This window comes from Rhodococcus sp. P4_F3_2, from assembly GCF_056401335.1.
Window position 1 is genome coordinate 1 of sequence record NZ_JBFUJN010000013.1, and the last position, 25,299, is coordinate 25,299.

Sequence of the window (25,299 nt, forward strand, 5' to 3'; positions counted from 1 at the left end):
GACCACGAAGGTCCCTCGGACGTTGGTCCGATGCATCCGATCGAAATCGTCGAAGTTCAGTTCTGCGACGGTGGAGAGAATCATGATTCCGGCTGCATGGACGACGACGTCGATGCCCCCGAACTCCTCCTCGACCGTATCGAACAGGGCCGCGACTTCACCTTCGTCGGCGACGTCGGCATGCACCGCGATGGCCCGACCGCCCGCTGCGACGATGGTGTCAACTGTTTCCTGGGCGCGTTGAAGGTTTCCTGAATAGTGCACGGCGACAGCCATTCCGTCGGCGGCGAGCTTCTCGGCAGTCGCTCGCCCGATGCCGCCGGAAGCTCCGGTGACGATGGCGACGCGGATGGTGGTGTCAGTCATGATGTAACTCCTGAACTGGTTTCGGGTGCATCGGACAGCTTGCGTAGCCACTCGCGTAGGAGGCCGACTTCGTTGGTGGAGAGGGAAGTTGAATCTACGGCGGCGAGTTGGGCATCGAGAGTGGATGCAACTCTGTTGAGGGAGGCGTCCGGGTGGGCGTCGGATTCGTCGATGATGGACGCGAAGATTCCGTCGCGAACTCGCTGTGACAGCGTCGGATCGGGGTACTGTTCCGGCCTTACGACGAGCATCAGAGCGACGCCCGCATTGGCGGACATCACCATCTGCGTAGCCACGTCGACCGACACGGTCAGAACGCCTGCCGCAGCGCATCGTTCGAGAACGGATCGAAGTAGCGCCTGGGCTTGCAAGGCGGTGTCGGCACTCTGGGCGGAAGGTGAGTGCATCAGTCGGTAATGAGCGGGATGTGCGAGCGCGAAGGCGGTATGCGCATCCCAGCCGGCCCGTAGATCGGCAACTGGGTCATCGGAAGGTGTTGCAGCGCGTTTGCCTTCGAGGTATTCGAAGAAACCTGCCTCGACGACGGCTGCGAGCAGTCCGTCCTTGTCGCCGAACTGACGGTAGAGCGCGGGGGCGCCGACGCCGGCCATCTCGCACACGGCGCGGGTGGAGATGTCACCGTTGGGGGAGGTGTTGAGCAACTCGGTTGCTGCTGCCAGAATCTTTGCTCTCGAACTCATGAAAACAACGCTAACATAAATGTGTAATCGTTGCTATCGCCGGTTTGGTCGTGCGAACGAACTACAGACACAGGCACCAGAACTTGATCAGATGAGTGAGCCGGTCCGGCCACGGTTCTGTGTGGAGTGACGGCTAGAGCCGTTCTGTTGTCACACTCTGAACGAAGGAATCCTGGTGATCGACTCGGAAACTACTGTTGCGCCGAATAATTCGCATTCCGGTTATCTGGGGTGGATTCTGCGGGTCGTCAGTGTCGTGGCGTGTGTTGCGGTTGCAACGGTCGTTGCCTCGCTGACGCTCGGGCCGCCATTCGCACGGGCCTGGGCACAGTGGGTTGCTCGTCATCTAGGTGGGGACTTCGAGACGGGAGTCGTTGTCGGATTTGTGACTGGGCTTTTAGGCATTGCTGTGACTTTGTTCGCAGCGCTGATGAGTTCGTTGGCGTGGCGGCGCCGAGGTGGCCCGGCATTTTCGCTTGGTATCGGTGCTATTGCCTTGCTTGCCGTTCTTCCTGGCGCAGTGAATTTGAGTATCGCGGTCGGTGCAGCAGGATCCGGGGTAAGGGCGGCGGGGAGGATCCTCGACGTCGACGGGCCGGCGTTTCGTGGAGCCTGGGTAGCCGGATCAGTGGCGGGACTGTCGCTGTATATGGTCGGGGCGCTGCTGTTAGGGAGGAGCCTTCGTTCGGCATTCGGGCCTGTCAGGCAGGTGGTGTCGCCGCCGCCAGGGGTGGTCGGCGGTACGAATGCCTTGGCCATCGTCGCACTGGTACTTGGAATCTTCGGTGGGGTTCTTGCTATTCCCGTGGGCCATGTGTCGCTGAACCAGATTCGCCGTTCCGGCGAAAGTGGGCGCGGATTGGCAGTGGCCGGCCTCGTTCTCGGCTATCTGTCGCTGGTCGTCATCGTAGGTGTCGTACTAGTGGCTGTGCCCGCGGCCTTTCGATAATTTGGGTCGCGCGTCAGAGTTGGGTGGGCTGGAGTGGCTCGATGTCGTAGGCGCGGGGTCCGAACAGGCTCGCCGTCCGGGTGCGAATGGACGGAAGTGCTTCGTAGAGGCTCCCGCCGAGGCGGTGGAGGGAGTTGAACGATCGCGATTCCCAAACCGGAAACTCTCCGTCGGTGTCGCGTGATGCTGTGTCCCACAGGAGGGCGTCACCGTTTTCGCTCCATCCGAAAACCTGCAGCGAGTCGGGGAGTGACCAATCGCCGTCGGGTTCGATCATCCAATCGAACTCGTCATCCTGTCCTTCTGTGTAGACCGAATGAAGATGAGCGGTGAGGTTGCGGGCGCGCCCTTGCCAGCCGTCGGCAAATCCGGGAAGGACGGGCGGATAGATGAGCCAGAGTCCGAAGGTCCGCGCCCACCCTGCGTGCCGGATGAATGCGCGATATGAATCGGGGAAGCCCTGCCGGTCGGGAAATCGAAAAGAATCCAAAAAGGTGAAATCTATGTGTTGAAGCGTCGGTTGGCCTTTTACCGTCAGCGCGTTGGGTCCCGTGGCAAACACGTCATCAACACTAGCAATGCGAGTCCGTGGGGGATCTCGGGCGGGAGGTCTTGGCTGGTTGTTCCCCGAGTTCGTCGGATCAAATACCTTCAATGACCCGCAAGATTCACCACCAATCGAATCACCAACTCGCCGTCCACCTCTCGGGTCCGTTTCTCGCAGATCACGTTCATCAATGCGGTGCCCTCATCGATGCCGAGTTGGTGTGTGAGTAGCGTGTCGATCGTGTCGTCGGCGCTCGTCAATGCAGCTGCAGCGGAGGCGAGTTGGTGGTTCGTGACTCCTCTGTTGCCCGTCAAGGCAACGCGCAGAGAGCCCCTGGTGAACGTCGTGATCGCGGGTGGTGTCGGTCCACCCGTGTTGGCTTGTCGCACCCCRGCGATGTCCACCCCGGGTAACAAATCGGACGTGGCCTTGGCCGGCACTCCACCAATCGGATGCACGGAGACAACTCGATCGCCGAGGCGTTCCAGAGCGGTGTCGATCGACGCTACTGTGCCGGCGCGGTGAGTCGCGACCAGCACGGCGACCGAGCCTGTGGTTTCGCGTACCCAGTTCTCGGTAGCGAGCGAGTTGACCACGGATGGAAAGTGATTTGTCGTCCACTCCATGCCGAGTTCGGTGCGGTGGACCATTACTACTCGGACGGTTGGGAAGAGAACGGAGGGTGCGAGGGCCGCAGCCAGATTTCCGATGAGACCGTCGCCGAAAATGAGCAGCGTCCCTGGTGACTCACGGGAGAGGCAGGAGAGCGCATACCTGACGACGGCGTACGGTTCGACGAGAGTAGCGCGTGCGCTGGAAAGTTCCAGTGGCAACGGCGTGACCAACCCTCCACTCACCGCGGGCACGCCGATGATGACGCGTTGTTGAAACAACCCCTCGACGTTGTGGCCGAGAAGAAACGATGAATCATGCGGATGCGTCGGGTTGACCACGACTCGATCACCTACCTCGAAGCCGGTGACGCCGTCGCCCACTTCGACGACGCGGGTAGCGCCTTCGTGGCCGACGATGGGCGAGGGGTCGTCCCTGTCTCCGCGCACAATCTGAATGTCAGTCCCGCACAGGCTGACTTTCTCGGGGGCGACGAGAAGTTCGCCGGGTCCGGGAGTTGGAGTCGGCCGCTTTTCGACGCTCGACCGACTGCCCCTTCTCACGATTGCGCGATGGGTGAGTTGCGTTGTCATGAATCCTCTTTCACAGCTTGCTTACGCGGAGGCGACCGGCGGCAATATCGTCGGCACCGGACAGGGTGTCGATGTCGTGAGGACGGCACAGGTATATCGTCTTACGGATTCTCTCGGGAGTCAGTGACGTGTCCGCGTACGATCGCACCGAGGCGAGTTGGGAACAAAGTTCCCTCTCGTACATCTCGGACAGACCTTCGGCGAGCCCGCCACCGATCCCGATGCGATCCAGTCGTGGATCGAGGGCGATCATCGTTCTGACCAGCTCGGCGATCGGCTCGACGACCACGCTCAACAGAAGTGATGCACCAGGGGCGCCTGACTCGAGTGCTGGACCGAACGAATCTCTGTCATAGGGCAATTCGAGAGCCGAGGCGACAGCAGCCAACGCCGAGCCGGACGAGATCGCCGCGACATGTCCGATGCCTCCACATGCGCAGGGCAACTGTCGCACTGTATCCGGCCCCGACGTCACTGCACGAAGGTGGCCGACCTCACCTTGCAACCCCAATGCGTCCACTGGAATCACTCCCTCTCTTGCATCAGCTATCCGCAGTGCGATCCCGCTGCTGATGGTGAGGTAGGCGATGCGCCGATCGGTGGGACGTGTAAACCCACGAGCGAATGACGCCAACCCTGCCGTCACGTCGTTCACGAGTGTCCATCGAACGTCCGGGCGGTGGGATTCGAGGAGGCGCAGCAACGGAATCTCACCGGCAGGAGTGCCGCCCCACAATGGGCCGGATCCATGGGCGACGCCCTTCTGTTCGTCGAGCGCGGCCCCGCACGCCATGTTCACTGCGGCACCCGGCGGTAGATATCGATCCAGTGTCTCGATCAGCTCGCGCAGGAGTTGATCGGGAGTGGCAGACGGTTGTCGGAGCACGCTGGGCGATGGCAGCCGTTCGGTTCGCTCACCGCTGCGGATGCGTAGCCACGTACCTCCCAGATCGACCGATACGGTATCCGTCATAGTTCCGGTACCACGTCGATTACGAGCTCCGATCTCTCTCGGGAGAGTCGTAGTGAAGTAAAATTATTCACTCTCAAAAGGTTTCGTCCGGGCTCGGCTCCGATTGCAACGCATGATGCGCCGGAATCGGCCGCAGCAGCCATGCCGGCCGAGGAGTCTTCGAATACGGTGCAGGAGTCGGCGGAAACCTTCAAGCGCGCCGCCGCTGCAAGAAAGCCCTCGGGATCTGGCTTGCCGGCGCGCACGTCCTCAGCGCATACCGACGCGTGTGGAAGCGGGAGGCCCGCTTCAGTGAGCCTTCGCACCATCATCGATCGAGGGGCCGACGTGACAATCGCCCATTGCTCCCGGGGCACAGACGCCAGAAAGTCCTTGGCGCCGGCGATGGCGCGAACTGGATGCGAGTTCTGCTCTTCGCTTTGCCTGATCCAGTTCAGTTCGGATTCGACGTTTGCTCGATTACCGAGAACCCGAACGATGATGTCGGAAGCGATGCGGCCTGGAAGTGCCTGCGCTACCACCGCCCGATCAACGCCGTGCCGGTCCGCGAATTCGAACCAGACAGCCTCGATCGACGCCTGCGAATCGACGAGGGTTCCGTCCATGTCGAACAGCAGTGCCGAGGTCGAAATGGATTGTCGAATCAAGCTGGGCCGCAGAGTCATAAGACGGCCACCCGACTCATTCCCAAACTTTCGCCGGCAATGCGAATCAGATCGAGATCGTGGTCGGTTGAGCGGCGCAGTCGCTGGTCGCCAGGATCGGTATCGAGCACAATCGTCTGTGCACCGATCTCAGACAGAAAATCGATGTCGGCACGTATCTGGTTGATGGTTCCGTACCCGAGTGGACGGTTTGGTGATTCGACAGATCTTTCGGTGGGGAGAAAGTAGATGCGGGGGACGAACTCACGCCCGGGGGCGAGTGAAGCGACTCCAGCGATGCATAGGCCCCGGGTAGGGTGCAATGGGTGCCATGCAGTGCCTAATCTGTTGGTTCGGTCGATCGCAGCGGGTCCGTTGCCGCCGATCCACAACGGAGGGTGTGGTTGCTGCAGCGGTAGAGGTCCGTTGTGCACGCGATGTGTTCCGGCCGAGCCCGGTGCGTCGTATGTCTCCGACGTCCACGCTGCGATCAGGGTTTCGAGAGTGGTATCCGTCAGTCGGCCTCGACGTGTGAACGGAACGCCGAGGACGTCGAAAGCCTGTGCAGTCCAGCCGACCCCGATGCCCACGATCAACCGTCCGCCGCTGAGTCGATCAATCGTCGCGGTCGCGTGGGCGAGGTGGGCCGGGTGTCGGTGACTGCCGATCAGCACGCCGCTGCCCAGGCGAATCGACTCGGTACCCGCTGCGAGCCAGGACAGCGTGGCCAGGCACTCGTAAAACGGAGCGGGAGAGCGGCGATTCGCGTCGTCGGTCAACACCACGTGATCCGAGAGTAGGACATTGTCGAATCCGGCAGCTTCCGCTGTCCGGGCCCACGCGAGAATCCCCTCGGGGTCGATCTGCGGCCCGAAGTTGGGGAGATTGATTCCGTACTTCACAGCGAACTCGGAATCAGTCGCGCGGCGCCCCCGTGGCGGAACGTCAGGAAGTTTCCCCCGTTGGCGGTCAAAGGGCGAGGGGCCTCCTGCCGGCCGATGTGGTGCTCGAACAACTCGATGTTCAAGTCGCCGACGGATACCATCGCCATCCGGGACGTTCCTTCGACGTCGAGATCGAACTGTGCCGTCATGAACCCGCGATCCGCTGCGATGTCGGTGCGGAGCACCTCGGTTCCCGAATGGGCGGTCACCAGACGCGCTATCGCGGCGTCGAGGTCCGGGACGCTGTAGCCCGTGTGATCCAAACCGCGGCAGGTCGGGAGAAGGGCTGACGCGATGTCCTCTCGTCTGTGGTGGAGTCGGGCCTGGGTCTCGTGGAAGTATCCCGGCTCCTCGGGCCACTGCTGAAGTTCGAAGAGATCGCCCCACGGCGACCGGAAGTACACCCACTTGTTGCCCGCAATCGGACCCTCGGGTACCTCGATCACGTCGCCGAGGACTGTCACGTCGCTTCGCGAATCAAGGTAGCTCACAGCGAGTTCGATATCGCCGACAGTGAAGCAGAGATGGTTGGTACCGATGTCGACCAACCGCGGTGGGGGTTGATGGGGCCAATCCGCTGATACGAAATCCACGACCCCCGACAATCCGATCGGTACGGAGACACGTCCGGGGTATCTTACGACGCGGTTCGCACCCAGGAGTGAAGCGAAGAAGTTGGCGGCGGCGTCCGCATCGGGAACGGTGACACCGACTGTGGACAAGGCATCTTCGACATTCGCGGTCACGGTCATGGGATCAGCAGTACCTTTCCTCGGGTTCCGCCCGCGGCCAGCAGAGCGTGGGCTTGGGGTGCTTCGTCGAACCGGAATGTTCGGGCGACAGGGACGGTGACCGAACCGGTCGATACCAGTTCGGCGAATGATTCGAGGCCCGAGCCGTCCTCGTCGACATAGCTTTTCGCCGGTGTGATTCCACGTTGCGGTGCGGGTTGCTCGTTGTCGTCGATGGAGATGAAGGCGCCGTCGTCTCGCACACTGTCGACGGATTCGGCAATACCCGCCGTGTCGACGATGGCGTCGTACTCCTTCTGCGGCAGGTCGACGGGACTCGCTATGACCCGGCTGAGGCTGAGGGCCAAGAGTTCGTCAGTGTCGCTCTCGCGAGCGAGGGCTTCGACGCGGTGTCCCCGCGAGATCAGCAGCGCCGACGCTATTCGGCCCACCGCGCCGGCAGCACCGGTCACCAACACCGTGGATTCTGGTGCAAGGTCGAGTTTCTCGAGGCATTGCACAGCGGTGAGCGCTGCGAGTGGGATCGCAGCAGCGTGCTCGAGGGTGACGTTCGACGGAGCGGGTGCGAACAAGGACTGGTCGGCGGTGACGCGTTCGGCATAGGTTCCGTAGCGGTGTGCCGGTTGCGCGATCATTCCGATGACGCGGTCTCCTGGCGTGAAGCGTGTTACCGCGGATCCGACTGCGATAACAGTTCCGGAGACGTCCCATCCCAATACGGCTGGGAAGTGCAACTCGATGGGCAAGAACCCCGAACGGGTCTTCAGATCGACAGGGTTGACGGCAGCGGCTGCAACGGAAACAGTGACGTCTCCGGGGCCGGATGTCGGCTCGTCAACCTCGGTGAGAGTGAGAACGCTTGGGTCGCCGATGGCTTCGATTGCGATGGCTTTCATGCGATTCCTTTCATGAGACCTTGCGTTGGAGAATGATCGACGGCGTAGCGGGCATTCGCTTCGGCTGCAGTCAGAACCAGTCCGCCGTCGACGGTAACGGTGGTCCCCGTGAGATAGCTCGAACCGGACCCGGCGAGGAACGCCGCGGCTGCTGCGACCTCGTGCACACCGGCCGGACGCCCCAACGGGATAGCGGGGCGATCGATGTCCGCATACGAGGATTCGTCATCGATGCCGTTCATCGCGGTGGCGGTTTCTCCCGGTGCGACGGAATTGACGCGCACTCCGTGGGGCGCGAATTCGAGGGCGAGGACACGACTCGACGCCGCCAATGCGGCCTTGCTGGCGCAGTAGATTGCACCGCCGGTGATGGGGACCGTGTCATGGATCGATGTGATGTTGACGATCGATCCTGCGATACCTCGCGCGATCATCCGGCGCCCCACCGACGAGGCCAACGCAAGTGGGGTGATCGAATTGACGGCCATGACCTCGCGCATTCGATCGATGGCGAGTGCATCTGCGGGTGATCGATCGTTGATTCCGGCATTGTTTACCAGGCAGTGGATCTCACCCAGTTCATCTGTGCATCTCAGAACGGCGTCGACTGTCGATTCGGCATTGCGCAGGTCCAGTTGCAGGGGAACGACGTCGATGCGGAACTGCGCATTTAGTTCGCTCACCAACCGTGCGATGCGATCGAGACCATTGCCGTATCCGAGGACGAGGTTGTGACCCTCTTTCGCAAGCGCGAGCGCGATTGCCCGGCCGATACCACTACTCGCTCCGGTTATCACTGTGTATTCGAGCTCACTCAACAGAGATCACCACCTTCGGCCGTGTCCTGTGGCCTTCGAGACGATCGAATGCGGACTGTGCGTCGGTCAGAGGAACCACACTGTCGATCAATGCGGTCAATGCCGGGCGAATCAGCGGGAACAGTTCCGCGGCTCGGCGGTAGTGATCTACCCCGTGACGTACTCCGATGATCGAAATGCCGGCCAGCGCAACCGCTCCGGGATCGATCGATTCCGTGTGCGCCGCGACGCCTACGAGGATGCACTTGCCTCCCGGACGGAGAACGCGTACGGCGGTACCCAGCGCACCGGCGCCGCCAGACGCCTCCACGACCACGTCGTACTGCCCGGTCAGGTGTGTGGCATCGGTGAAACTGTGTGTGACGGTGCCGGAGTCGAGGTGTTCGATCGACCGGGGTTCGAGAACGTCGACGGTGATCGGGTATCGACTCAGCATGGCGATGGACAAGCTGCCGATCGTGCCCGCGCCGACGACGAGAACCCGATCACCCGGCGACACCGAAGCAGCGTCGAGCGCCTCGAGCACCGTCACGAGCGGCTCGATGAGAACGTGCTCCGGTTCGACTGTGACGCGACCGAGTGAAACGACCGTGCGCCGCGGCATGCGGAGGAATTCGGCTGCGGCACCAGGATGTTCGTATAGCCCGACCTCACGCAGATCGGAGCATTGGTTGCGTCGTCCGGCCCCGCAGGCCGAACACGCCTGGCAGAAAATCATCGTGCTCCCGGTGACTACGTCACCCGCCGACAGATCGTGAATATTCGGGCCGGTCTGCTCTACGGTGCCCACCCATTCGTGCCCGAAGTGATGCGGAAACGACGTAAGGCCATCAGTGAGGTATGACGACGTGCCGTGCAACAACTCCAGATCCGTACCGCACAGACCGACATAGGCAACCTTGACGACGACATCGTCAGGCCCGCAGTTGGGACGGTCGATCGTCACGATCGACACGGAACGGGGAGCGTCGATCATCGCAGCTCTCATGGCTTTCACGTCACGCTCCGAGCAGTGCGCCGACTGACGAACAGCAGCAGTACTGCGCCCGCCGCGAGGACTGCCCCGATAGCAGGCAGGACTGCAACGCTGTTGCCGCCGGACAGAGCGATCGAGCCGATCCACGCGCCGGCAGCATTCGCAAGTTGGAATCCTGCAATGTTGACCGTGGCAGCAAGGTGCGGGGCTTCGCTTGCAGCACCGATGAGTTTCGAGGCGAGCGGCGGAATAATGGAAAAACCGGTAGCACCGAGTACGAACATCCAGGCGAAGGCAAACCAAGACGTTGCGCCGAAGACGAAGAGAGCGAGAAGTGCCAACGCGAGCGCGGTCAACGCGATGTACAGCGTTTTGTCCAGGTCCTTGTCTGCGTAGTAACCACCGAGTTGATTGCCGACAACAGACCCGACGCCGAATACGAACAACACCACCGTCACCGTCGACACCGAGATGCCGGCATGCTCGGTGAGATACGGCGAGATGTAGGTGAACACCACGAAAAGCGCTGCCTGACTGAGAGCGGTCAGCCCGATCGCCCACAGAACTGGGCCCCGGGTGAACACCCGTAGCTCTGAGCTGACGTTGCCGGTCTGGTGCGAGGGAGCGGCGTTGCGCGGCGAGGCGATCAGCGCAGCGGTGACCAGCAGTTGGAAAACGGCGATGATCGCAAAAGACCAGCGCCAACCCAGTTGTGTACCGATGAGAGTTCCCAAGGGGACGCCGAGGACCGTCGCCAGGTTCAGTCCGAGGGTGACGCGGGCGATCACACGCCCTTGGAATTCAGGCGCCACCAACGACGTCGCCAGCACCAGGCACAGAGCGAAGAACGTCGCGTGTGGCAGAGCAGTGATGATCCGAAATATCACCATGGTTGCGAAGTTCGGTGCCAGCGCAGTTCCGATGTTGCCGATGACGAAGAGAGCCATCAGAGCCGCGATGAGAGGTGTCCGCGGCACCCTGGTGGTAGCGATCGTCAGTAGAGGGCCACCGATGACCACTGTGACGGCATAGATGGTGACGAGCAGTCCGGCTGTGGAGGTGCTGACCTCGAGGTCGGTGGAGATGTCCGGAAGTACGCCGGCCACAAGGTATTCGACAGTGCCGACGCCGAACACTGCCAGGAGCATCCAGATTATTGCGGCATTCGCGTTGGTAGAGCGAGCCGTTGTCGTCAATTCGTGCGGAGTTTCGACCACCATGGCCTATCCCTTCTCGTATCCGGTGTATTCGACGACTGCGCATCCCCATGTGAACCCGACGCCGATGCCGGTGAGCATGATCCGGTCTCCGGGGTGCAGGGCCTTGCTGCGGCGGAGCAGGTCGAGGCCCAGTAGTGGGTCGGCAGCACCGGTGTGGCCGATGGTTCTGCCGAGTTCGACCAAGGTCTGCTCGGCGCGGATCTTCAGCGGCTCGAAACATTGTTTGCGGAGTAGGACGTTGCCGAAATTCGGTACGATCCAGGTGGCGATGTCACCGTGATGAGTGGCGGCATCACCCAAAGCTGTTTCAGCGCATCGAGACAGAGCGGCCGCGTTGCGTGACCAGAACTCGTCGATGGAGTGAGTCTCGGTGAAGCCCCCCACCCGTGCTCGGAGATCGATCGGGTCGGCGGTGCCGTAGACAGGCATGCTTGTGCGCTCGTGCCCGCGGTGCATCTGCTCGAGGTGTGCATCAGTGACTACGGAAGTCGAAAGAATACGAAAGGGACCCGGATCCGGGCCGATGACAGCAGCGGCCGCGCCGTCTCCGTAGGCGAGACCGCTGTCGGAATTCCACCGGTCGAACAGGGGGAGACGCCAAGCGTCGGATGCAGTTACCAGGCCTTTGCCGTGTCCGTCGAACCAGCGGCCGATCAGTTCGATTCCGACGATTGCTCCGGCGCAGGCTGTTCGGATCTCGATCGGCAGGCAGTCGTCGATGCCAAGTTCGTTCTGAATGTAGGCGCCGCAGTTCCACGCCTCCAGGCCGTTGTGCAGAACCACTGCATGCACGAGTAGGTCGATTTCGTTGCTGCTGATTCCGCTGTCGGCCAACGCAGCTCTGCCTGCGAAGACTGCCATCTCCGGCGCGGATTCGCCGATATCAGGGTCCGACACTGCAACCGAAGTCTGTCCGGTCTTCTGCTGTTCGACGGGATCGAACCGTCCTTCGGTCACCATGTCGGAGGCTTGTTCCCGCCTGTCCGGTAGGTATGAGCCGAAGCCTTCGATGTAGAGGCCGCCCCACCTCATGACGCGACCTTCGTCACCGACGTCTCACGGACGCGTAGCTCGTCGCTCTTCCTGTTCAAAAGGGCGGAGGCAGAGTTGATTCCGTCGATCGTGACATCATTGACGAAGTGGTGTCCACCGATCCCGACCGGCAAAGGCAGCCGTTGCCGCCCGTCCCGATGACGCACTGTGTCGGCCAATGCGGCGCCGAGGACGCCCGGTGTGGACAAGACGTCGTTCCAGGTGGGAAGGCCGAGGCGCCTCATTACAGTCAGGACGCGATCAAGTTCAGCTTCACTGATACTTCCCCGCAAATAACCCAGTGCAGACGTCAATGCCATGTCGACAGCTACGGCTTCACCGTGCAGAAGTTCCGGTAGTGCTTCCATCTCGAGCGTGGGCGAGAATGTGTGGCCGTAGTCGACGCAGCGTTCGAGGCAGGATTCCCACAGATTGGGCTGCAGTTCCTCGAGCATCAGGTGGATCGACTCGGCGATGACTTGTGTTGCTGCTGTGTCGAGTTCGTCGGAAGAGCCCTGAAACCTGTCATCGATCAATCGTTCCCCGAAGATTTCCAGCAGTTCGAAGAGGTCGAGGGATTTGATCAAGGCCATCTTGAGTATCTCGGCAAGGCCGTTGGACAAGTGTCGGTTGTCGAGGGTACGCAGGAATGCTCGGTCGACAAAAGTTGCCAGGGCCGGTGCATACGTCCCCAGTCGATTCTTGCCCATGCCGTAGTTGACTCCGGTCTTGACGCCGACCCCGGCGTCGACGAGGCCGATCAGTGTGGTGGGGACCCGGATGTACGGCGTTCCGCGGCGGTAGACGCTCGCGGCGAAACCGACAATGTCGAGTAGAACACCCCCGCCGATCGCGATTACCGGCTCCCTGCGTCGGTCGATGCCGAATCCGTTCATCGCGTCGACCACCCGCACCGCAGAACCCCACTCTTTGACCGTCTCGTCGGCTCGCATCGGTACGAAGGATGCTCGTATTCCGTGGTGTTCGAAGTAGCCTCGAATTCTATCCCCGTGAATTCGGTCGACGTTCGCGTCGATGATGATCAAGCGTCGGTCTCCGCGGTGTAGCGACGCTGCGCTGCACCCGTCGAGTAGTCGAGTGCTGTCCTTGGCGAACAGATTTCGTGCGGCAATCACGTGATACTCGACCTGTTTGACCGCTTCGACCTTCCATGTCGAATCGGTGGCCGCGCTGTGGCTGAGACCCAGTTTGAATGAAGCGGCACTACGCATGTCGATCCCCCTGGACGGTGTGAAAGAGCGTTCGCGAGCTGTGTCAGCAGTACGGCGGTACTTCAGTGAACGAAATGAACTTTCGAGGAGAACAGTAGGACATTCGCATAGTGATCGCTACAAGAGTAGAATAGATCACATTTGGATCGGTAGATGCTGCGGAATTGGGAGGTTGCATGGCCGGGGTGCCGGGACAAGGGCGGAAGTTCGACGTAGACGCGGCCTTGGACAAGGCGATGTATGCCTTCTGGGAGCACGGCTACGAGGGGACATCCGTTGCCATGTTGACTGCTGCGATGCAGATAAATCCACCGAGTCTCTACAGTGCTTTCGGCGGCAAGGAAGGAGTGTTCTTTGCCGCCGTCGATCACTACAACGCGACTCGCGGCGACTTCATGGACCGGGCGTTCGCCGAAGAGCGCGAGGCATCCGAATTGATTCGCCGCCTCTTGAACGACGCGGCGTCCCATTACGCCGACGAGTCTTGTCCGGGTGGTTGTCTGATCATCAGCGCGGCGGTCAGCGTGACCGACGCCAACAGTCACATAGCAAACCGATTGCGCGACATGCGAAATGCCAACGTGGTGTTGCTGTCGCAGAGGATCGCAGCCGATATCGCCAACGGACTCATGCCCGCTGACTCCGATCCCGAGGACCTTGCCGAGTTCATCGGTGTAGTCATCCAAGGCATGTCTCAGCGCGCCCGAGACGGTGCAACACAGAGGCAATTGGAACTCGTAGCGAACAGGTCTTTCGACTCGCTGAACTTCTCGAAAGACCTCATCGGCTGAACAGATTTCAGTTGACGGTCGGGGGTCGAGCTGGATTGGGCGATGGAGAGCATCGAGGTCGGTCCTAGTGACCTTCTATCCCAATGTAATTCGTCACTGACCGTGATGGCTGTCGGTTCGTTGGAGGAAGGGGCGGGGCCAGGCGCCGAGTGCGAGAACGGCGAGGATCGTCTGGGCCAATCCAGTGGTGAAGAAGATGCCTTGCAGCGGCGACCAGACGAGGATCATGGCGATTTCGACGAAGATCCAGATCATCATCGTCAGGCCGGCGGCGGCGTGCAGGCCCCATGCCAGGCGGAACCTGTTGTGCTGAGCGAAGAGCGCGGCGGCTTGGATGCCTCCGACGACAACGCCGAGGAGGATTCCGGGCCAGAAATATGAAGGGAAGACGGTTCCCTCGATCCACTCAGGAGGCAGGCCCATCCCGCCGCCGATCGTCAGGCCCGCCATTCCTACGAGCGCAGAGAGCAGGTTTAGCCACGCGATGGCGGACAGACCGATCCGGAGACCCCGTGGAGGGAGCGATGTGGACGTCATGCCTGACAACGATAGAGAGGGTCAGTCGAGCCCGTCCATGTTCCTGCGCGTCGCCGCGCTGGCAGCGTCGGCATCACCCGCGACGATGGCTTCCACTAGATCTCGGTGGGCAGCGGCTTCGTCGTCGATCGATTCGGGGTCTCGCGCCGCGACGTCGGTGATCACGTCCAGGGCCGAGTTGCGGAGCGTTTCGATGAATGAATCGAATACCATCGACAACACGCTGTTGTGCGCAGCATTCACCACGGCGCGATGTAGTTCCATGTCAGCGTCGACAAATTCTGTTGGTGTCGAGGCATTTTCACGGGCTTTGAGTGCTGCCCGTAACAGGTCGACGTCGGCAGAGGTCCGACGCATCGCAGCCAGGCGGCCAGCTTCCACTTCCAGAAGTCGGCGTACTTCGTAGACTTCGCGGCGGTCCGAGCGTTTGAGTTCTCGCTCGAGTTCTGTGACCGGAGTCGAGGACATGACGTAGGTGCCGGATCCTTGATGAGAGTAGAGCTGTCCTGACGCGATCAGTGCACGCACGGCTTCCCTGCCGGTCGAACGCCCGACTCCGAGGAGCGTGCTCAGATCCTGCTCGTTCGGGATTTTCGTCCCGACCGGCCACTCGCCGTCGCCGATGAGGCGCGCAAGTTCGTCTGCGGCTTTCTGTACCAGTGACTGCTGCTTGACCTGGCGCACTGCCATGTGTCTGCTCCTGACTGACTCGGTGAACCGCCGTGGAGCGGCCCACCGAGTGACACTTCATGTCCTCCGATGAATCTTCAGACTACGGGGCTGTCTTCGGGTTATCGAAGGGCGATGACGTCCAGTTCGCGCTCCGTCTCGTCCTCCGGGTCGAGGCGTCGATCGCGCAAGGTGAATGCGATGACGGCTCCGACCAACAGCACTGCAGTTGTCGCCCCGATCGCCATGCGCGGTCCGAAGTGATCTGCCAGGTAACCGAACAGCGGAGAGGCGATGCCTCCCACTGACATTGCGAGTCCGAGGGTCACCCCACTTGCCGTGCCTGGGCGGTTCGGTAGGTAGTCCTGCGCCAATGTCACCTGTGGCGCGAAGGGCAAGAACATCGCGAATCCGAGACAGACGATTCCAAGTTCGGCAATTGCCACGTTCGGAGCCGCGGCGAGCAACGCCAGTGAAGGTACCGCAAGCAGGTAACCGAGTCGGATGGATGCACGTCGACCTCGACGGTCCGCGAGGACTCCGCCCAGTAGCGTGCCGGCCGCTCCCGCCAAGGTGAAGGAGGACAACACGATTGCTGCACTCGAGGATGATCCGTTCAGTCCGTTGAGTACGTACGGTGAGACCAACGACAGCGTGGTCACATATGGAATTGACCAACACACCGTTACCAGCACGAGTCGGGTGAACGAGCGCCAATCATCTGACACGGGGCCGTTCGCTGCTAGCTGCGAACTCAACGACTGGGCTGATTCGGCGTCCGTGCCCGTGCCGGCCGATCGTGATTGGGCGACGATCCACCAAATAGCCGCTACCACTGCAGGAACTGCGAGCAGGTAGCCGCCGGACAATCCGAGCGAGCCGACCACGAGCGTGACGAACGGTGGCGCCAGTGAGGCTCCCAACGTGCCGCCCACGGAGAACACGCTCATGGCCTTCTGCGAGTGACCTCCAGCTCCGCGTGCCAAATTTGTGGCGGGCGGATGGTATGCGGCAATGCCGATGCCGGCCAAAGCAATTGCCAGCCAAGTAACGATGTAGGTGGTGCTCATCGCGGCCACGACAATTCCCGTTGCGGCCGTCACAAAACCTGTGGGTACCAGCCAATTCCGGCTCTTTCGATCGACCAGCATGCCGAATGCGGGTTGCACGACACTGGATAGTCCGGTCGCGGCGAGCGTGATTCCGGCAACCGCGGAGTAGGAATATCCGCGTTCCAGCATCATGAACGGCAACAGTGCAGGTACAGCCCCCTGGTACAGATCGTTCACGACGTGTGTGCCGGTGAGAAACGCAACTTGCCCCTTCTTCATCTCCTTGGGCATCCCTTCGTTCAGGTCTTCAAGTCCTCAGGTCCTCTGAGGACTTGAAACCTACATGAACCCACGGACGCACGGTTGTGTTGGAGACCTGGATCTCATTCACAACGACTGCCTAACTCGCAGCAGTCGCGGCATTGCGGGCGGCGAGTTGTGCGAAAGCGTGGGTCAGTTCTGCCGGGCCGACGACATCGATATCGGTGTCGAATCGGTTGAAGGAGGCTGCCAGCGCCGCCCAGGACCATGATCCGGCTTCGAGGCTGCACTGGTCGGGGCCAAGATCTTCGACGGCGCCGTCCTCGACAAAGGGAAGAACATAACTGGCTGGTCGATGGAGAACGACCTTGCCGTGGCACGGCCATTTGTTGATATGTTCCGATCCCTTGAAGCGCGCGGCCACGTATTCGCTCACGTCACCGCCGGGGATCCCCTTCGGTGTGAACCGCGGGCCGTTCGGGGTGCGTGGAGTGATGCGATCGGCGCGGAAGATTCGCCAGTCGTCTCGCTCGAGATCCCACGCGACGAGGTACCAGCGACGCTTGGAGGTCACCAGATGATGTGGCTCCACGCGGAGGGGGGGTGTTATTTCGATGTTGTCAGTTGAGCGGCCGTTCGAGTAGTCGAAGCGGAGCACCTCGCGAGCGCGCACCGCTGCGGAAATCGCTACGAGCACCTCAGGGGACACCGAGTCTGCGTCGCTGGAATCGGTCGAAATCGTGGTGAACGTGAGTGCGTCGAGGCGATGACGCAGGCGCGACGGCATCACTTGTCGCACGGTGGTCAGCGCACGCACTGCGTCCTCTTCGATGCCGACGCCGGTCAGCGTCGCCGCCTGCAGAGCGACTGCCAAGGCGATGACCTGATCGTCGTCGAACAGCAGGGGTGGTAGCTCGCTGCCGGCGTCGAGTCGGTATCCGCCGTCCGGGCCCATGGTCGCCGCAATGCTGTAACCCATCTCCCGGAGCCGGTCGATGTCGCGGCGGACCGTGCGGTGGCTGATGTCGAGCCGCTCGGCGAGTAGAGCGCCCGGCCAGTCGCGCCTCGTCTGCAAGAGGGACAGCAGATTCAAGAGCCGAGTGGTGGTCGCCATGTCGTGAGACTACGACGAGTCTAGGACGAAAACAGTCCTATACGGCTGTGAGAGTCGACGTTGTCAGGGAAAACCCGGGCGACGTTCGTACTAGGAGCAGACATGAGCATCAAGACAACGACCCACCTCAACTTCCGCGGAGACGCCCGCGCGGCTCTGGAGTTCTACCAGTCCGTCTTCGGTGGCCAGGTCACGATCGCAACCTACGGCGACTTCGGAATGCCCAAGGATGTGCCTGGCGCTGAGAACATTGTGTTCGGCCAAGTCGAAACCGCGGACGGCTTCAGCGTGATGGCGTACGACATCCCAGGACAGTCGGGCGGTTCGACCGCCAATGCCGGCACGACGCACCGTGAGAACGGCACCACGATCACCGACCAACCGTTCTTCGTCTCGGTTCGCGGTGAATCGCTCGAAGAGGTGCAGGGTTACTGGGCCAAACTCTCTGTCGGTGGATCCATCATCGAGGGTCTTGCCGCGGCGGCGTGGAGCCCCGGATTCGGCATGCTCACCGATGCGTTCGGGGTGACGTGGATCCTCGACGTCGCTGCCGGCGAAAACCCGGCCTGATCATTCAGACGACAAAGCCGCTGGCACCGAAAGGTGTCCAGCGGCTCCAGCGCGTCGGTGCCCGTCTTGCGCCTCTCGGCAAGTGGCCACTCGAAGTGGCAATTCTGGGGTGGTACCCGGGGCAAAGAACCGAACACCGACACCATCTACAACGAACCTCTGCGGAGAGTTATTCCAAGCTGACTTGTGCCGCGGTCAATCGTGGTCCTGCTCATCGCTCAGCTCCAGCAGAGCTGGCGACAACGGCTTCGATTCTCTGAGGTGCGCGTCGTAGCACCTCGAGGATTGCCTGGGTATCGAGATTCCCTGGTCAGTAGGCGAAGCACGAGAACGGCTCAGGCCCTCATCTCGGTGTGAGATGGGGGCCTGAGATGAGGATCTGAATCAGCCGGTGACACCGGTCAATTCGTTGGGGGCGTGATCGAGGGTGGTCTCGGTCAGGATGCTGCCGTCTTCGAGGTCGACGGCGATCAGCTTCTTCGACGTGGGATCGGTGACGTACGCGGTGTGGTCTTCCACGAAGAGTGCCGGCCTGGGCTCTTGCCACTTGGTGGGCTCGGTCCATGCGTCGATGACGGCGATCTTCTTGGTGACGACGCCGGTGTTCGGGTCGATGACGTGGATGGCGCCGTCGGTGCCGAGCACCAGTGCCTCTCCGTGCGGTCCGCGGCCGAGTGAGCGGAAGGTGTAGCTGGTGCCGAGGTCGACGAGCTTGAGTTCGGACGTCGTCGTGTTGGTCAGCGAGACCCGTTGCGGACGTTCGAGTTCGGCGTCCTTGTCAGTCTTGTAGTCACCCAGGACGATGTCCGACTCCTCCGAACCTGCTTGATTTCCGATGCGGCCGTATGCATCCGGACTCTGGACCTTGGTGATCGCTCCGTTCTTGTACACGAGCAACCCGTCCTGGCAGCCCAGTACGATGGCTTCGCCGGCAGCGACTGCTTCGCCGTGGACACCGGGGCACTGTTCGTTGCGCAGGATTTCCTTGCGGTCGGCATCGAGGATTGCAATGCCGTTGCGGGACTCCGAATTTCCGATGGTCGTCAACAGGCTGCCGTCGGCAAGTGCGACCGCAACGCCGTGATGGGGTTCTGGCGTGGTGTACGTCTCGACGCGAGGTTGGCGCTTTGCCAGTTGCGCCGGATCGAAGATCTCGACGAGTCCCGAGCCGTCGTTGAAGAGGACAGTCTTTCCGGCATGGCGTACAACGTGTCCGGGTTCGTTGGCTGCGAACTCGACCTCGGACATCGCGGGATCGGCTGTGTAGTAGTGGGAATGGTCGCCGTGGGCCGAGGACCACGTGCCGGTATCGAGCACCTTGAATGCCTCACCCGACGAGATCATGACGTGGCGACCGTCGCCGGCCGGGTTGAGTCGCGTGAAGCCGTCGATCTTGGTCTCGCCGACCACGTCGAGCGACGTTGCATCCAGCACCAGGACGCCACCGTCGTAGGAGACTGCGAGACGCGGTGTTGCCGAGGCTTGTTCGGTGGGTGCGGACGCGGTTGTCGTGGTGGTCTCCGGCGGGGCCGAGTCCTTGTTGTCGGACGAGCAGCCCGTAACGAGGGCGAGTGAGAGGCCAACTGATGTGGCAAGGGTGAGGCGCCGCGACATGCGGGTGTTGAGGTGCATGGGTATAGATCTACTGCTTAATGTAAATGATTGTCAAAGTCGAGTATGCGAATGTTCGCATGTCGGGCGTGGGCACCGCGCTCGAGCATTCGCGAGCCGATGACCCCGAACACGAGTTCCCAGAAAGGGCGTTCCGATATTGAGCGGTTGAGAACATGCCTGCGATTCTTTTGCCGCGTACGGAATCAGCCGCGTCGAACGCCTCGACATTGGATCATGGCCGTCGGCGTCAGTCATGACCCAGGATTCCAGGGCTGGCAGCAGGCCTGGGCATAGTGTGTATTCCCGCCCAGGTCGGCCGGTGTTCGAGTATGTGGGTCCTGATGTCGGCCTGATGCCGAGGACTCCGAATTCGGTGTTGATCAGGAATCCGGAATCGCTCAGTATCGATCCGAAGGTCTCCGTCAGCGAGTGCATGGTCGAAGGGCATTCCATGCGCCACAGCGTTGTTGGCTGCCGCGCACGCGTAGTAGCCGAAGGGGCTGCGTCCGAAGGATGGCGCGTACGCGACGTAGCGACGGCTTAAAGGACCATGTCTTTGGCCCACTGATCCAACTCGAGCAAATTGGCGCCGACGGCGCTTCCGCTTTTAGTTCCAGTGCAGGTTGGGCGGCGTGGTTTTCATGCTCCAGTGGGCCCGTGCCTCGCGACGGGGAAGCCGGTTTGGTGGCTTGAATTTGAGGTTCGTCTACTGCTCTCGGGCCGTCGCTCGTTCCGAGTTCAGGTGAGGTGGCGGCTGGGAGGCGTCAGCGTGGCTTCGACGCCCCATCAGGTAAAAGGCGATAGTGGCCGGCGTGATGGTTGCGAGCGCAACGTAGGACATGGCACTGACTGGAGACGGTGCGGGGAAGAAGATTCCGTTGAGATAGATCCATGAGGTTGCGACGGCACCGGCGATCAGTGCTGCGATTGTCACGGCGGTGGCTGCGCGCTCGCGGAAGAGGAGCATCACGGCGCCGATGCTGATGACGACGTATGGGCTCACCCAGAAATAGACGACCAGAGTTGACACTGCGTTATAGATGGAAGGAAGTGGGCCCGTGGCGCCGATCACCAGAGTGCAAATGCCGAAGAGGCCACCGAGAATGATCAGCAGGATTGCGGAAACAGGACTGTGGAATCGAGAGTGTATGCGTGTGAACCTTTGTGGTAGAAGCTTTTCGGCTGACAGGGTGGCGACGAAGCGGGATCCGTAGTTGACGAATCCGATCAGTGCGGCGAAGGTCGCTACGGCGACAACGAGGTCCGTCATTTGTCCCATTGCGGTCGGTAAGCCCGCATTCTCGGCCAGGGCGGCGGGGGATGATGTGCCGGAAAGGATTTGGTCGGACGTCTCCGTGATTCCTGGTGCCTGTAGGAAGGTTGCGATCACGTACAAGGTTCCAAGCACAATGGGGACACTCATCACGGCGGCCGGCACATTCTTCTTCGGGTCGCGGGTCTCGGCGGCCAGGGCCGCGCTCCCCTCGAAACCGACCAGGAACGCAGTTCCGGATGCGATGCCGGCCACGATCCCGCTGACGGACGCGCCCTGAAGAGTCAGTTGTTCCTGCAGATGTAGACCAGTGTGAATCGCACTCGCCCCGGTAATGGCCAGCAACAGTGGAAGACAAATCGCAGTGAGTAGGACCGCGATTACGATCGAAACATCTAGGCCGCGACAGGTGATCGCCGCGACAATTGCTGCGGAGGCGAGGTAGATCGCGATTTGTGCAGGGCGATCGAGGCCGCCGTTGATGCCGATAGATTGCAGGAAGCTACCGCTGTACGCGCCGATGACCAGCAAAATGCTTGCGACCATCGCCAGATACCCGAGGAACAACGAGGCTGCGATCAGTGACTGTGCCCATCGCCCGAATACTTCGCCGGCGTAGGAGTAGAGCGATCCGGAGGCGACATACCGGCTAGCGAAGACGGTTACTGCTCTGCCGACGCAGATGACTGTCAGCGCTGCGAGCAGAGCAGCGACCCAACCACCGAGTCCTGCGTTGAGTACCAGCAGCATTGGAAACGACGCCATGCCGACGGCAGGGATCATTGACGAGATGGCCAGCGAGGTCAGTTGAAGGCGGCTGAGATGGCCGGATTCAAGGTTGATGGACTCCGTATCAGTCTGTGCTACAGCATTATTCGACGAGTGATTCATGTGTGCGTCCTTGAATTTGTGCACTGTCGAGTGCGGGCAGGGGCTGTATGCCGGGATCGGCCGCGATCGCGCGTGTGAGGATCGGGATAGCCCTCAGGAGATGGTGATGTCAGTCACATGACTGAGTCGATCGACTGAGATTAGCTTCGCCCTTGCTGTTCGTCAATGAGTTCCGGGAAATTCCTTGAATGCAGCTGCGGGATTCGGATGATGACGGGCACGACTGCGGCCCGGCGCTGTCGATTGCAACGCCGGGCGGGAAACGGGAAAACTCTAGTGGGGCGGGTGGATCGAATCGATGATGCCGACGATTGCGGACGAGATGGCGTCGAGTTCGGGTGCGCTCACTCCGGTCGCGCCAGTTGCGAGATTTTGCATGTAGATTCCGTCGATTGCGCCGATCGTGTAGCGGGCGAGCAGTGTGGCGTCGCTGCCGGCGATGTCGGTTGCGTGCCGAAGCTCATCGGCGAAGGCGGATATGTACGTCGTGTAGCTGGCTCTGGCGAGTTCGGCCTTGTCCGGATTGCGCAGCGCCCACAGCAGCAGCTCGTATTGGGCGATCGGGACGTCCCGATCGGCGTGGAGAAGATCTTGGAAGCGTTCGAGCAATGAACGGATGATCTCTTGACGTGTCCAGCCAGTTGTCGGTACCAGGCGTGATCCCACTGTGGTGGCACGAAACATGTCGTCCACGGCGGTATAGATCTCTCCTTTGCCGTCGAAACTGTAGTGCAACGCAGCGAGGTTGACTCCGGCTTCGTCTGCGATGCGGCGGGTGGTCGCCGCGGCCAGTCCGTCGCGAATGATGACTCGGGCGGCGGCCTTGACGATCGCAGTCCGCCGCTCGGATGCTGTCAGATACGCCATTCGCTTTACCGTTCACCTTCTCGTTGTCGTGGGACTCCAGGGGTCGAGCGTATCGATGTCACTCAGCGTGCGTGACACCCTGGTCGATCCTTTATCTGCCCGGTGCGTTCCGGGTGCGTCGTTGCCACTCTTCGGGATCTCTTGCAGTTTGCCTATTGACGCTAGCTCCGATCCGCCATAATCTCAGTCACATGAGTTAGTCATGTGACTGACTTCATTGCTCGACTATAGCGCTTGGCAGATCACACCAGGGCGAGAGCTGCGACATCGCACAAAACCGCGTCTCTCTGACGCGCAACCAAATCGCTTGCCCCATGCCCCGAAACTGGAGGGACCACCCCATGACCGACATCCGAGAGCGGGTGGATACAGATCCACCGCGACCCGATGAATCCCATACCCGGTGTGCGCCCGACGTCGCCGTCACGATGGAGTTCGACCCACCCCCGTTGGTACGAGCTGTCGTGACCCGCCTGCGCGTTGCTCTCGATTCCGACTCAGGCAGGAAAGCTCTCGAGGCAATGCCCCCCGAGGTCGACCTGCAGTCGACCAGTGATCCGCAAAGCGCGCGATTGACTCGAACAGCAACCGGCGTGCACGTCAGTAGCCCCGAGGGGTCGACAGTTCCTGTTGTCGGAATCAGCGTCGACGAACTGGCGATATCCGAGGACGAGCCCCTGGCGGGCACTGCGAATGTTGCCGCGTTAACCCCTCTTATCGAACCAGAGCCACCGACGCTGGACATCGCAGCGTGTGAATTCTGGGAGAAAGCTTCGGGCCTGCCTGGAATGCCCGGATTGTCATTGGCTGCTCTCGACACGGGCGCAGCCGTGCACGTGGGGCCGACAACGGATGCGTATGAAATTCACGGGCTCGAGATGGATCTACGTCGACTGCTAGCGGGTTTCGAGTTGTTCGTCTATTCCCTGCGCGCAGGGAAGTTCTACATCAAAGGCACGAACCGACAATTGTCGGTCGTCGCGGGAGCATCAATGAAGGCGGTCCTCCATGTCTGACACGACGAACCTCGGTGAATGGATCGGCAACAATTCCGTTCGCACGATTCGCGCACAAACCGTGACGTTGGATGGTGCCTTGGTCGGAAAACATCTGTCACCCAAAAAGTTTGAGTCCGGAGCGCAATCGGGCTGGGGATTCGCTGATATCGCCCTCGCAGTCGATCTCGGGAACACCGCTCAGCTCGGATTCGATTTCGGTGATTGGCGCGGTGAGATGCACGACGTCTTCCTTCGTCCCGACCTTACGACTCTGTCAACCGACGCATCACTACCAGGTCTCGCCACGGTGATGTGTGATCTGGTCGATCAACACGGGGCACCGCTTCCGGTGTGTTCGCGATCCACGCTCGCACGTGTGGTCAAAGAGCTTGCCGAGCTTGGATTTACAGGTAAGGCGGCCGTGGAGATCGAGGCCACGGTGTTCGAAGAGTCGATCGAGCAGGCCCGCGAACAGCGTTTCACGAACCTGCATCCACTCGGCGGTACCCAGGGCGCGATCTACCTGTTGAGCAGATCACGGGACTACACGACGCTCATGGACGCAATAGCTGACCGCATCGAACGGGCCGGAATCCCTTGGGAAGGCTGGGCAGACGAGTCCGCGCACGGCCAAATCGAAGTAAATCTCCCACCGACCGACATTCTCACCGCAGCGGACTGGTACGTACGAACGAAGCAGATCATGCGGGAAGTCGCCTACGAGCACGGTCGCACCATCACCTTCATGGCTCGGTGGTCGCCGGACCAGTTCGGGCAGGGCGCTCACATCAACCTTTCGCTTCAACAGGACGGACGGAACGCCTTCTTCGATGAAGTTGAGCCCTCGCGCCCGTCGGAGACGATGCGGAACTTCATCGGTGGCGTCCTCGACACAATGGCGGCGGCCAGTTCTTTCCAGTATCCGACCGTGAACTCATACCGCAGAATCGCAGAATTCGACGGACCTCCCACCACCGTCACGTGGGGTGTTGACAACAAGAGTGCGGCCGTTCGAGCCGTCTGCACGACCGAGAAGCTCTCTCGTGTCGAGTATCGCGTCCCGTCGGCGGACGTGAACATCTATCTGTCGATGGCATCGTTCCTTGCCGGCGGTCTGATCGGTCTGCGCGATCACAGCGATCCTGGCCTCGAATGCACCGTCATGGCCTGGGGATTGCCGCCGGGAACCCCGAAGTTGCCAGCCAGCCTCTCTCGAGCGATCGCGGAATTGAGTGGCGATGTAAACCTGACGGAGGTTTTGGGGCGAGAGCTGGTGGAGTACTGGATCGGCACGCGCCGGTGGGAATGGTTGCAGTTCTTCACCACTGGGGGAGACCCGGCCGCAGGAGTCTCCGACTGGGAGCTCGAACGCTACTTCGAGCACGTCTGACAACGAGGACAGGTCTG

Annotated in this window: 27 protein-coding genes; 6 read left to right on the forward strand and 21 right to left on the reverse strand. The window is 61.2% G+C overall.

The window, feature by feature from the left end; all coding sequences use genetic code 11:
* Together AC1DWA_RS15725 and AC1DWA_RS15730 are read right to left on the reverse strand one after the other, a co-directional pair.
* Positions 1–366: SDR family NAD(P)-dependent oxidoreductase (locus tag AC1DWA_RS15725; RefSeq protein WP_477846427.1), on the reverse strand; the 366-nt coding region annotated here is incomplete at its 3' end.
* Positions 363–1,067, reverse strand: a complete 705-nt coding sequence (locus tag AC1DWA_RS15730) for a TetR/AcrR family transcriptional regulator (RefSeq protein WP_019745664.1) — start codon at positions 1,065–1,067, stop codon at positions 363–365. The genes AC1DWA_RS15725 and AC1DWA_RS15730, both read right to left, overlap by 4 nt.
* A 175-nt stretch (positions 1,068–1,242) precedes the next feature.
* On the opposite strand from AC1DWA_RS15730, the gene AC1DWA_RS15735 reads away from it, so the two are divergent.
* A complete protein-coding gene (locus AC1DWA_RS15735; RefSeq protein WP_019745663.1) occupies positions 1,243–2,016 on the forward strand; it encodes a DUF4190 domain-containing protein in 774 nt (257 codons plus the stop codon).
* A gap of 13 nt (positions 2,017–2,029) precedes the next feature.
* On the opposite strand, the gene AC1DWA_RS15740 is transcribed toward AC1DWA_RS15735, so the two are convergent.
* The 12 genes from AC1DWA_RS15740 to AC1DWA_RS15795 all read right to left on the reverse strand — a co-directional run bounded on the left by AC1DWA_RS15740 (position 2,030) and on the right by AC1DWA_RS15795 (position 13,255).
* Positions 2,030–2,506 (reverse strand): SMI1/KNR4 family protein, encoded by a 477-nt coding sequence (locus tag AC1DWA_RS15740; RefSeq protein WP_024487502.1) that lies wholly within the window; start codon positions 2,504–2,506, stop codon positions 2,030–2,032.
* A 161-nt stretch (positions 2,507–2,667) separates the two neighbouring features.
* Positions 2,668–3,768 carry an alcohol dehydrogenase catalytic domain-containing protein gene (locus AC1DWA_RS15745; protein WP_019745661.1) on the reverse strand — a complete coding sequence of 367 codons (1,101 nt, stop codon included), beginning with the start codon at positions 3,766–3,768 and terminating at the stop codon, positions 2,668–2,670.
* Between the two features lie 10 nt (positions 3,769–3,778).
* Positions 3,779–4,741 (reverse strand): ROK family protein, encoded by a 963-nt coding sequence (locus AC1DWA_RS15750; RefSeq protein WP_019745660.1) that lies wholly within the window; start codon positions 4,739–4,741, stop codon positions 3,779–3,781.
* Positions 4,738–5,406: an HAD-IA family hydrolase gene (locus AC1DWA_RS15755; protein WP_019745659.1), complete on the reverse strand. Its 669-nt coding sequence runs from the start codon at positions 5,404–5,406 to the stop codon at positions 4,738–4,740. The genes AC1DWA_RS15750 and AC1DWA_RS15755 overlap by 4 nt, the downstream gene beginning before the upstream one ends.
* The gene (locus AC1DWA_RS15760) at positions 5,403–6,287 is read right to left on the reverse strand and encodes a TIGR03619 family F420-dependent LLM class oxidoreductase (RefSeq protein ID WP_019745658.1); all 885 of its coding nucleotides are present in this window, start codon (positions 6,285–6,287) and stop codon (positions 5,403–5,405) included. Before AC1DWA_RS15760 ends, AC1DWA_RS15755 begins: the two co-directional genes overlap by 4 nt.
* Complete coding sequence (locus tag AC1DWA_RS15765) at positions 6,284–7,081, reverse strand: VOC family protein (protein WP_019745657.1); 798 nt, start codon at positions 7,079–7,081, stop codon at positions 6,284–6,286. Before AC1DWA_RS15765 ends, AC1DWA_RS15760 begins: the two co-directional genes overlap by 4 nt.
* The gene (locus tag AC1DWA_RS15770; RefSeq protein WP_019745656.1) at positions 7,078–7,977 is read right to left on the reverse strand and encodes an NADP-dependent oxidoreductase; all 900 of its coding nucleotides are present in this window, start codon (positions 7,975–7,977) and stop codon (positions 7,078–7,080) included. Before AC1DWA_RS15770 ends, AC1DWA_RS15765 begins: the two co-directional genes overlap by 4 nt.
* Positions 7,974–8,795 carry an SDR family oxidoreductase gene (locus tag AC1DWA_RS15775; protein ID WP_019745655.1) on the reverse strand — a complete coding sequence of 274 codons (822 nt, stop codon included), beginning with the start codon at positions 8,793–8,795 and terminating at the stop codon, positions 7,974–7,976. Before AC1DWA_RS15775 ends, AC1DWA_RS15770 begins: the two co-directional genes overlap by 4 nt.
* Entirely contained in the window at positions 8,788–9,783 is a 996-nt protein-coding gene (locus AC1DWA_RS15780) for a zinc-dependent alcohol dehydrogenase (RefSeq protein ID WP_029537130.1), read from the reverse strand. The genes AC1DWA_RS15775 and AC1DWA_RS15780 overlap by 8 nt, the downstream gene beginning before the upstream one ends.
* A 5-nt stretch (positions 9,784–9,788) precedes the next feature.
* Positions 9,789–10,991: an MFS transporter gene (locus tag AC1DWA_RS15785; RefSeq protein WP_477846428.1), complete on the reverse strand. Its 1,203-nt coding sequence runs from the start codon at positions 10,989–10,991 to the stop codon at positions 9,789–9,791.
* A 3-nt stretch (positions 10,992–10,994) separates the two neighbouring features.
* Complete coding sequence (locus AC1DWA_RS15790; RefSeq protein WP_020971052.1) at positions 10,995–12,023, reverse strand: 3-oxoacyl-ACP synthase III family protein; 1,029 nt, start codon at positions 12,021–12,023, stop codon at positions 10,995–10,997.
* Positions 12,020–13,255, reverse strand: a complete 1,236-nt coding sequence (locus tag AC1DWA_RS15795) for a sedoheptulose 7-phosphate cyclase (protein ID WP_021345782.1) — start codon at positions 13,253–13,255, stop codon at positions 12,020–12,022. The genes AC1DWA_RS15790 and AC1DWA_RS15795 overlap by 4 nt, the downstream gene beginning before the upstream one ends.
* 176 nt (positions 13,256–13,431) lie before the next feature.
* Between AC1DWA_RS15795 and AC1DWA_RS15800 the strand changes: the two genes are divergently transcribed.
* On the forward strand, positions 13,432–14,046 hold the full coding sequence (locus tag AC1DWA_RS15800) for a TetR/AcrR family transcriptional regulator (protein ID WP_477846429.1): 615 nt from the start codon (positions 13,432–13,434) through the stop codon (positions 14,044–14,046).
* Between the two features lie 93 nt (positions 14,047–14,139).
* Here AC1DWA_RS15800 and AC1DWA_RS15805 read toward each other — a convergent pair whose 3' ends face one another.
* From AC1DWA_RS15805 to AC1DWA_RS15820, 4 genes are all read right to left on the reverse strand, one after another.
* Positions 14,140–14,583: a hypothetical protein gene (locus AC1DWA_RS15805; protein ID WP_020909394.1), complete on the reverse strand. Its 444-nt coding sequence runs from the start codon at positions 14,581–14,583 to the stop codon at positions 14,140–14,142.
* A 21-nt stretch (positions 14,584–14,604) separates the two neighbouring features.
* Entirely contained in the window at positions 14,605–15,273 is a 669-nt protein-coding gene (locus AC1DWA_RS15810; RefSeq protein ID WP_070385245.1) for a FadR/GntR family transcriptional regulator, read from the reverse strand.
* Between the two features lie 101 nt (positions 15,274–15,374).
* On the reverse strand, positions 15,375–16,583 hold the full coding sequence (locus tag AC1DWA_RS15815) for an MFS transporter (protein WP_477846430.1): 1,209 nt from the start codon (positions 16,581–16,583) through the stop codon (positions 15,375–15,377).
* A gap of 121 nt (positions 16,584–16,704) precedes the next feature.
* Entirely contained in the window at positions 16,705–17,679 is a 975-nt protein-coding gene (locus AC1DWA_RS15820) for a helix-turn-helix transcriptional regulator (protein WP_477846431.1), read from the reverse strand.
* Between the two features lie 102 nt (positions 17,680–17,781).
* Here AC1DWA_RS15820 and AC1DWA_RS15825 point away from each other — a divergent pair, with 102 nt between their 5' ends.
* The gene (locus AC1DWA_RS15825; protein WP_019745645.1) at positions 17,782–18,249 is read left to right on the forward strand and encodes a VOC family protein; all 468 of its coding nucleotides are present in this window, start codon (positions 17,782–17,784) and stop codon (positions 18,247–18,249) included.
* 384 nt (positions 18,250–18,633) lie between these two features.
* Here AC1DWA_RS15825 and aztD read toward each other — a convergent pair whose 3' ends face one another.
* Entirely contained in the window at positions 18,634–19,881 is a 1,248-nt protein-coding gene (gene aztD, locus AC1DWA_RS15830; RefSeq protein WP_069145466.1) for a zinc metallochaperone AztD, read from the reverse strand.
* 301 nt (positions 19,882–20,182) lie between these two features.
* On the opposite strand from aztD, the gene AC1DWA_RS15835 reads away from it, so the two are divergent.
* Positions 20,183–20,407: a hypothetical protein gene (locus tag AC1DWA_RS15835; RefSeq protein WP_477916815.1), complete on the forward strand. Its 225-nt coding sequence runs from the start codon at positions 20,183–20,185 to the stop codon at positions 20,405–20,407.
* 162 nt (positions 20,408–20,569) lie between these two features.
* Here the strand turns inward: AC1DWA_RS15835 and AC1DWA_RS15840 are convergent, their stop codons facing one another.
* Together AC1DWA_RS15840 and AC1DWA_RS15845 are read right to left on the reverse strand one after the other, a co-directional pair.
* A complete protein-coding gene (locus AC1DWA_RS15840) occupies positions 20,570–22,027 on the reverse strand; it encodes an APC family permease (RefSeq protein ID WP_037136700.1) in 1,458 nt (485 codons plus the stop codon).
* Positions 22,028–22,300: 273 nt separating this feature from the next.
* Entirely contained in the window at positions 22,301–22,894 is a 594-nt protein-coding gene (locus AC1DWA_RS15845; RefSeq protein ID WP_019745642.1) for a TetR/AcrR family transcriptional regulator, read from the reverse strand.
* 341 nt (positions 22,895–23,235) lie between these two features.
* Here AC1DWA_RS15845 and AC1DWA_RS15850 point away from each other — a divergent pair, with 341 nt between their 5' ends.
* Together AC1DWA_RS15850 and AC1DWA_RS15855 are read left to right on the forward strand one after the other, a co-directional pair.
* On the forward strand, positions 23,236–23,910 hold the full coding sequence (locus AC1DWA_RS15850) for a hypothetical protein (RefSeq protein WP_019745641.1): 675 nt from the start codon (positions 23,236–23,238) through the stop codon (positions 23,908–23,910).
* Complete coding sequence (locus AC1DWA_RS15855) at positions 23,903–25,282, forward strand: glutamine synthetase family protein (RefSeq protein ID WP_019745640.1); 1,380 nt, start codon at positions 23,903–23,905, stop codon at positions 25,280–25,282. Before AC1DWA_RS15850 ends, AC1DWA_RS15855 begins: the two co-directional genes overlap by 8 nt.
* Positions 25,283–25,299 lie beyond the last annotated feature (17 nt).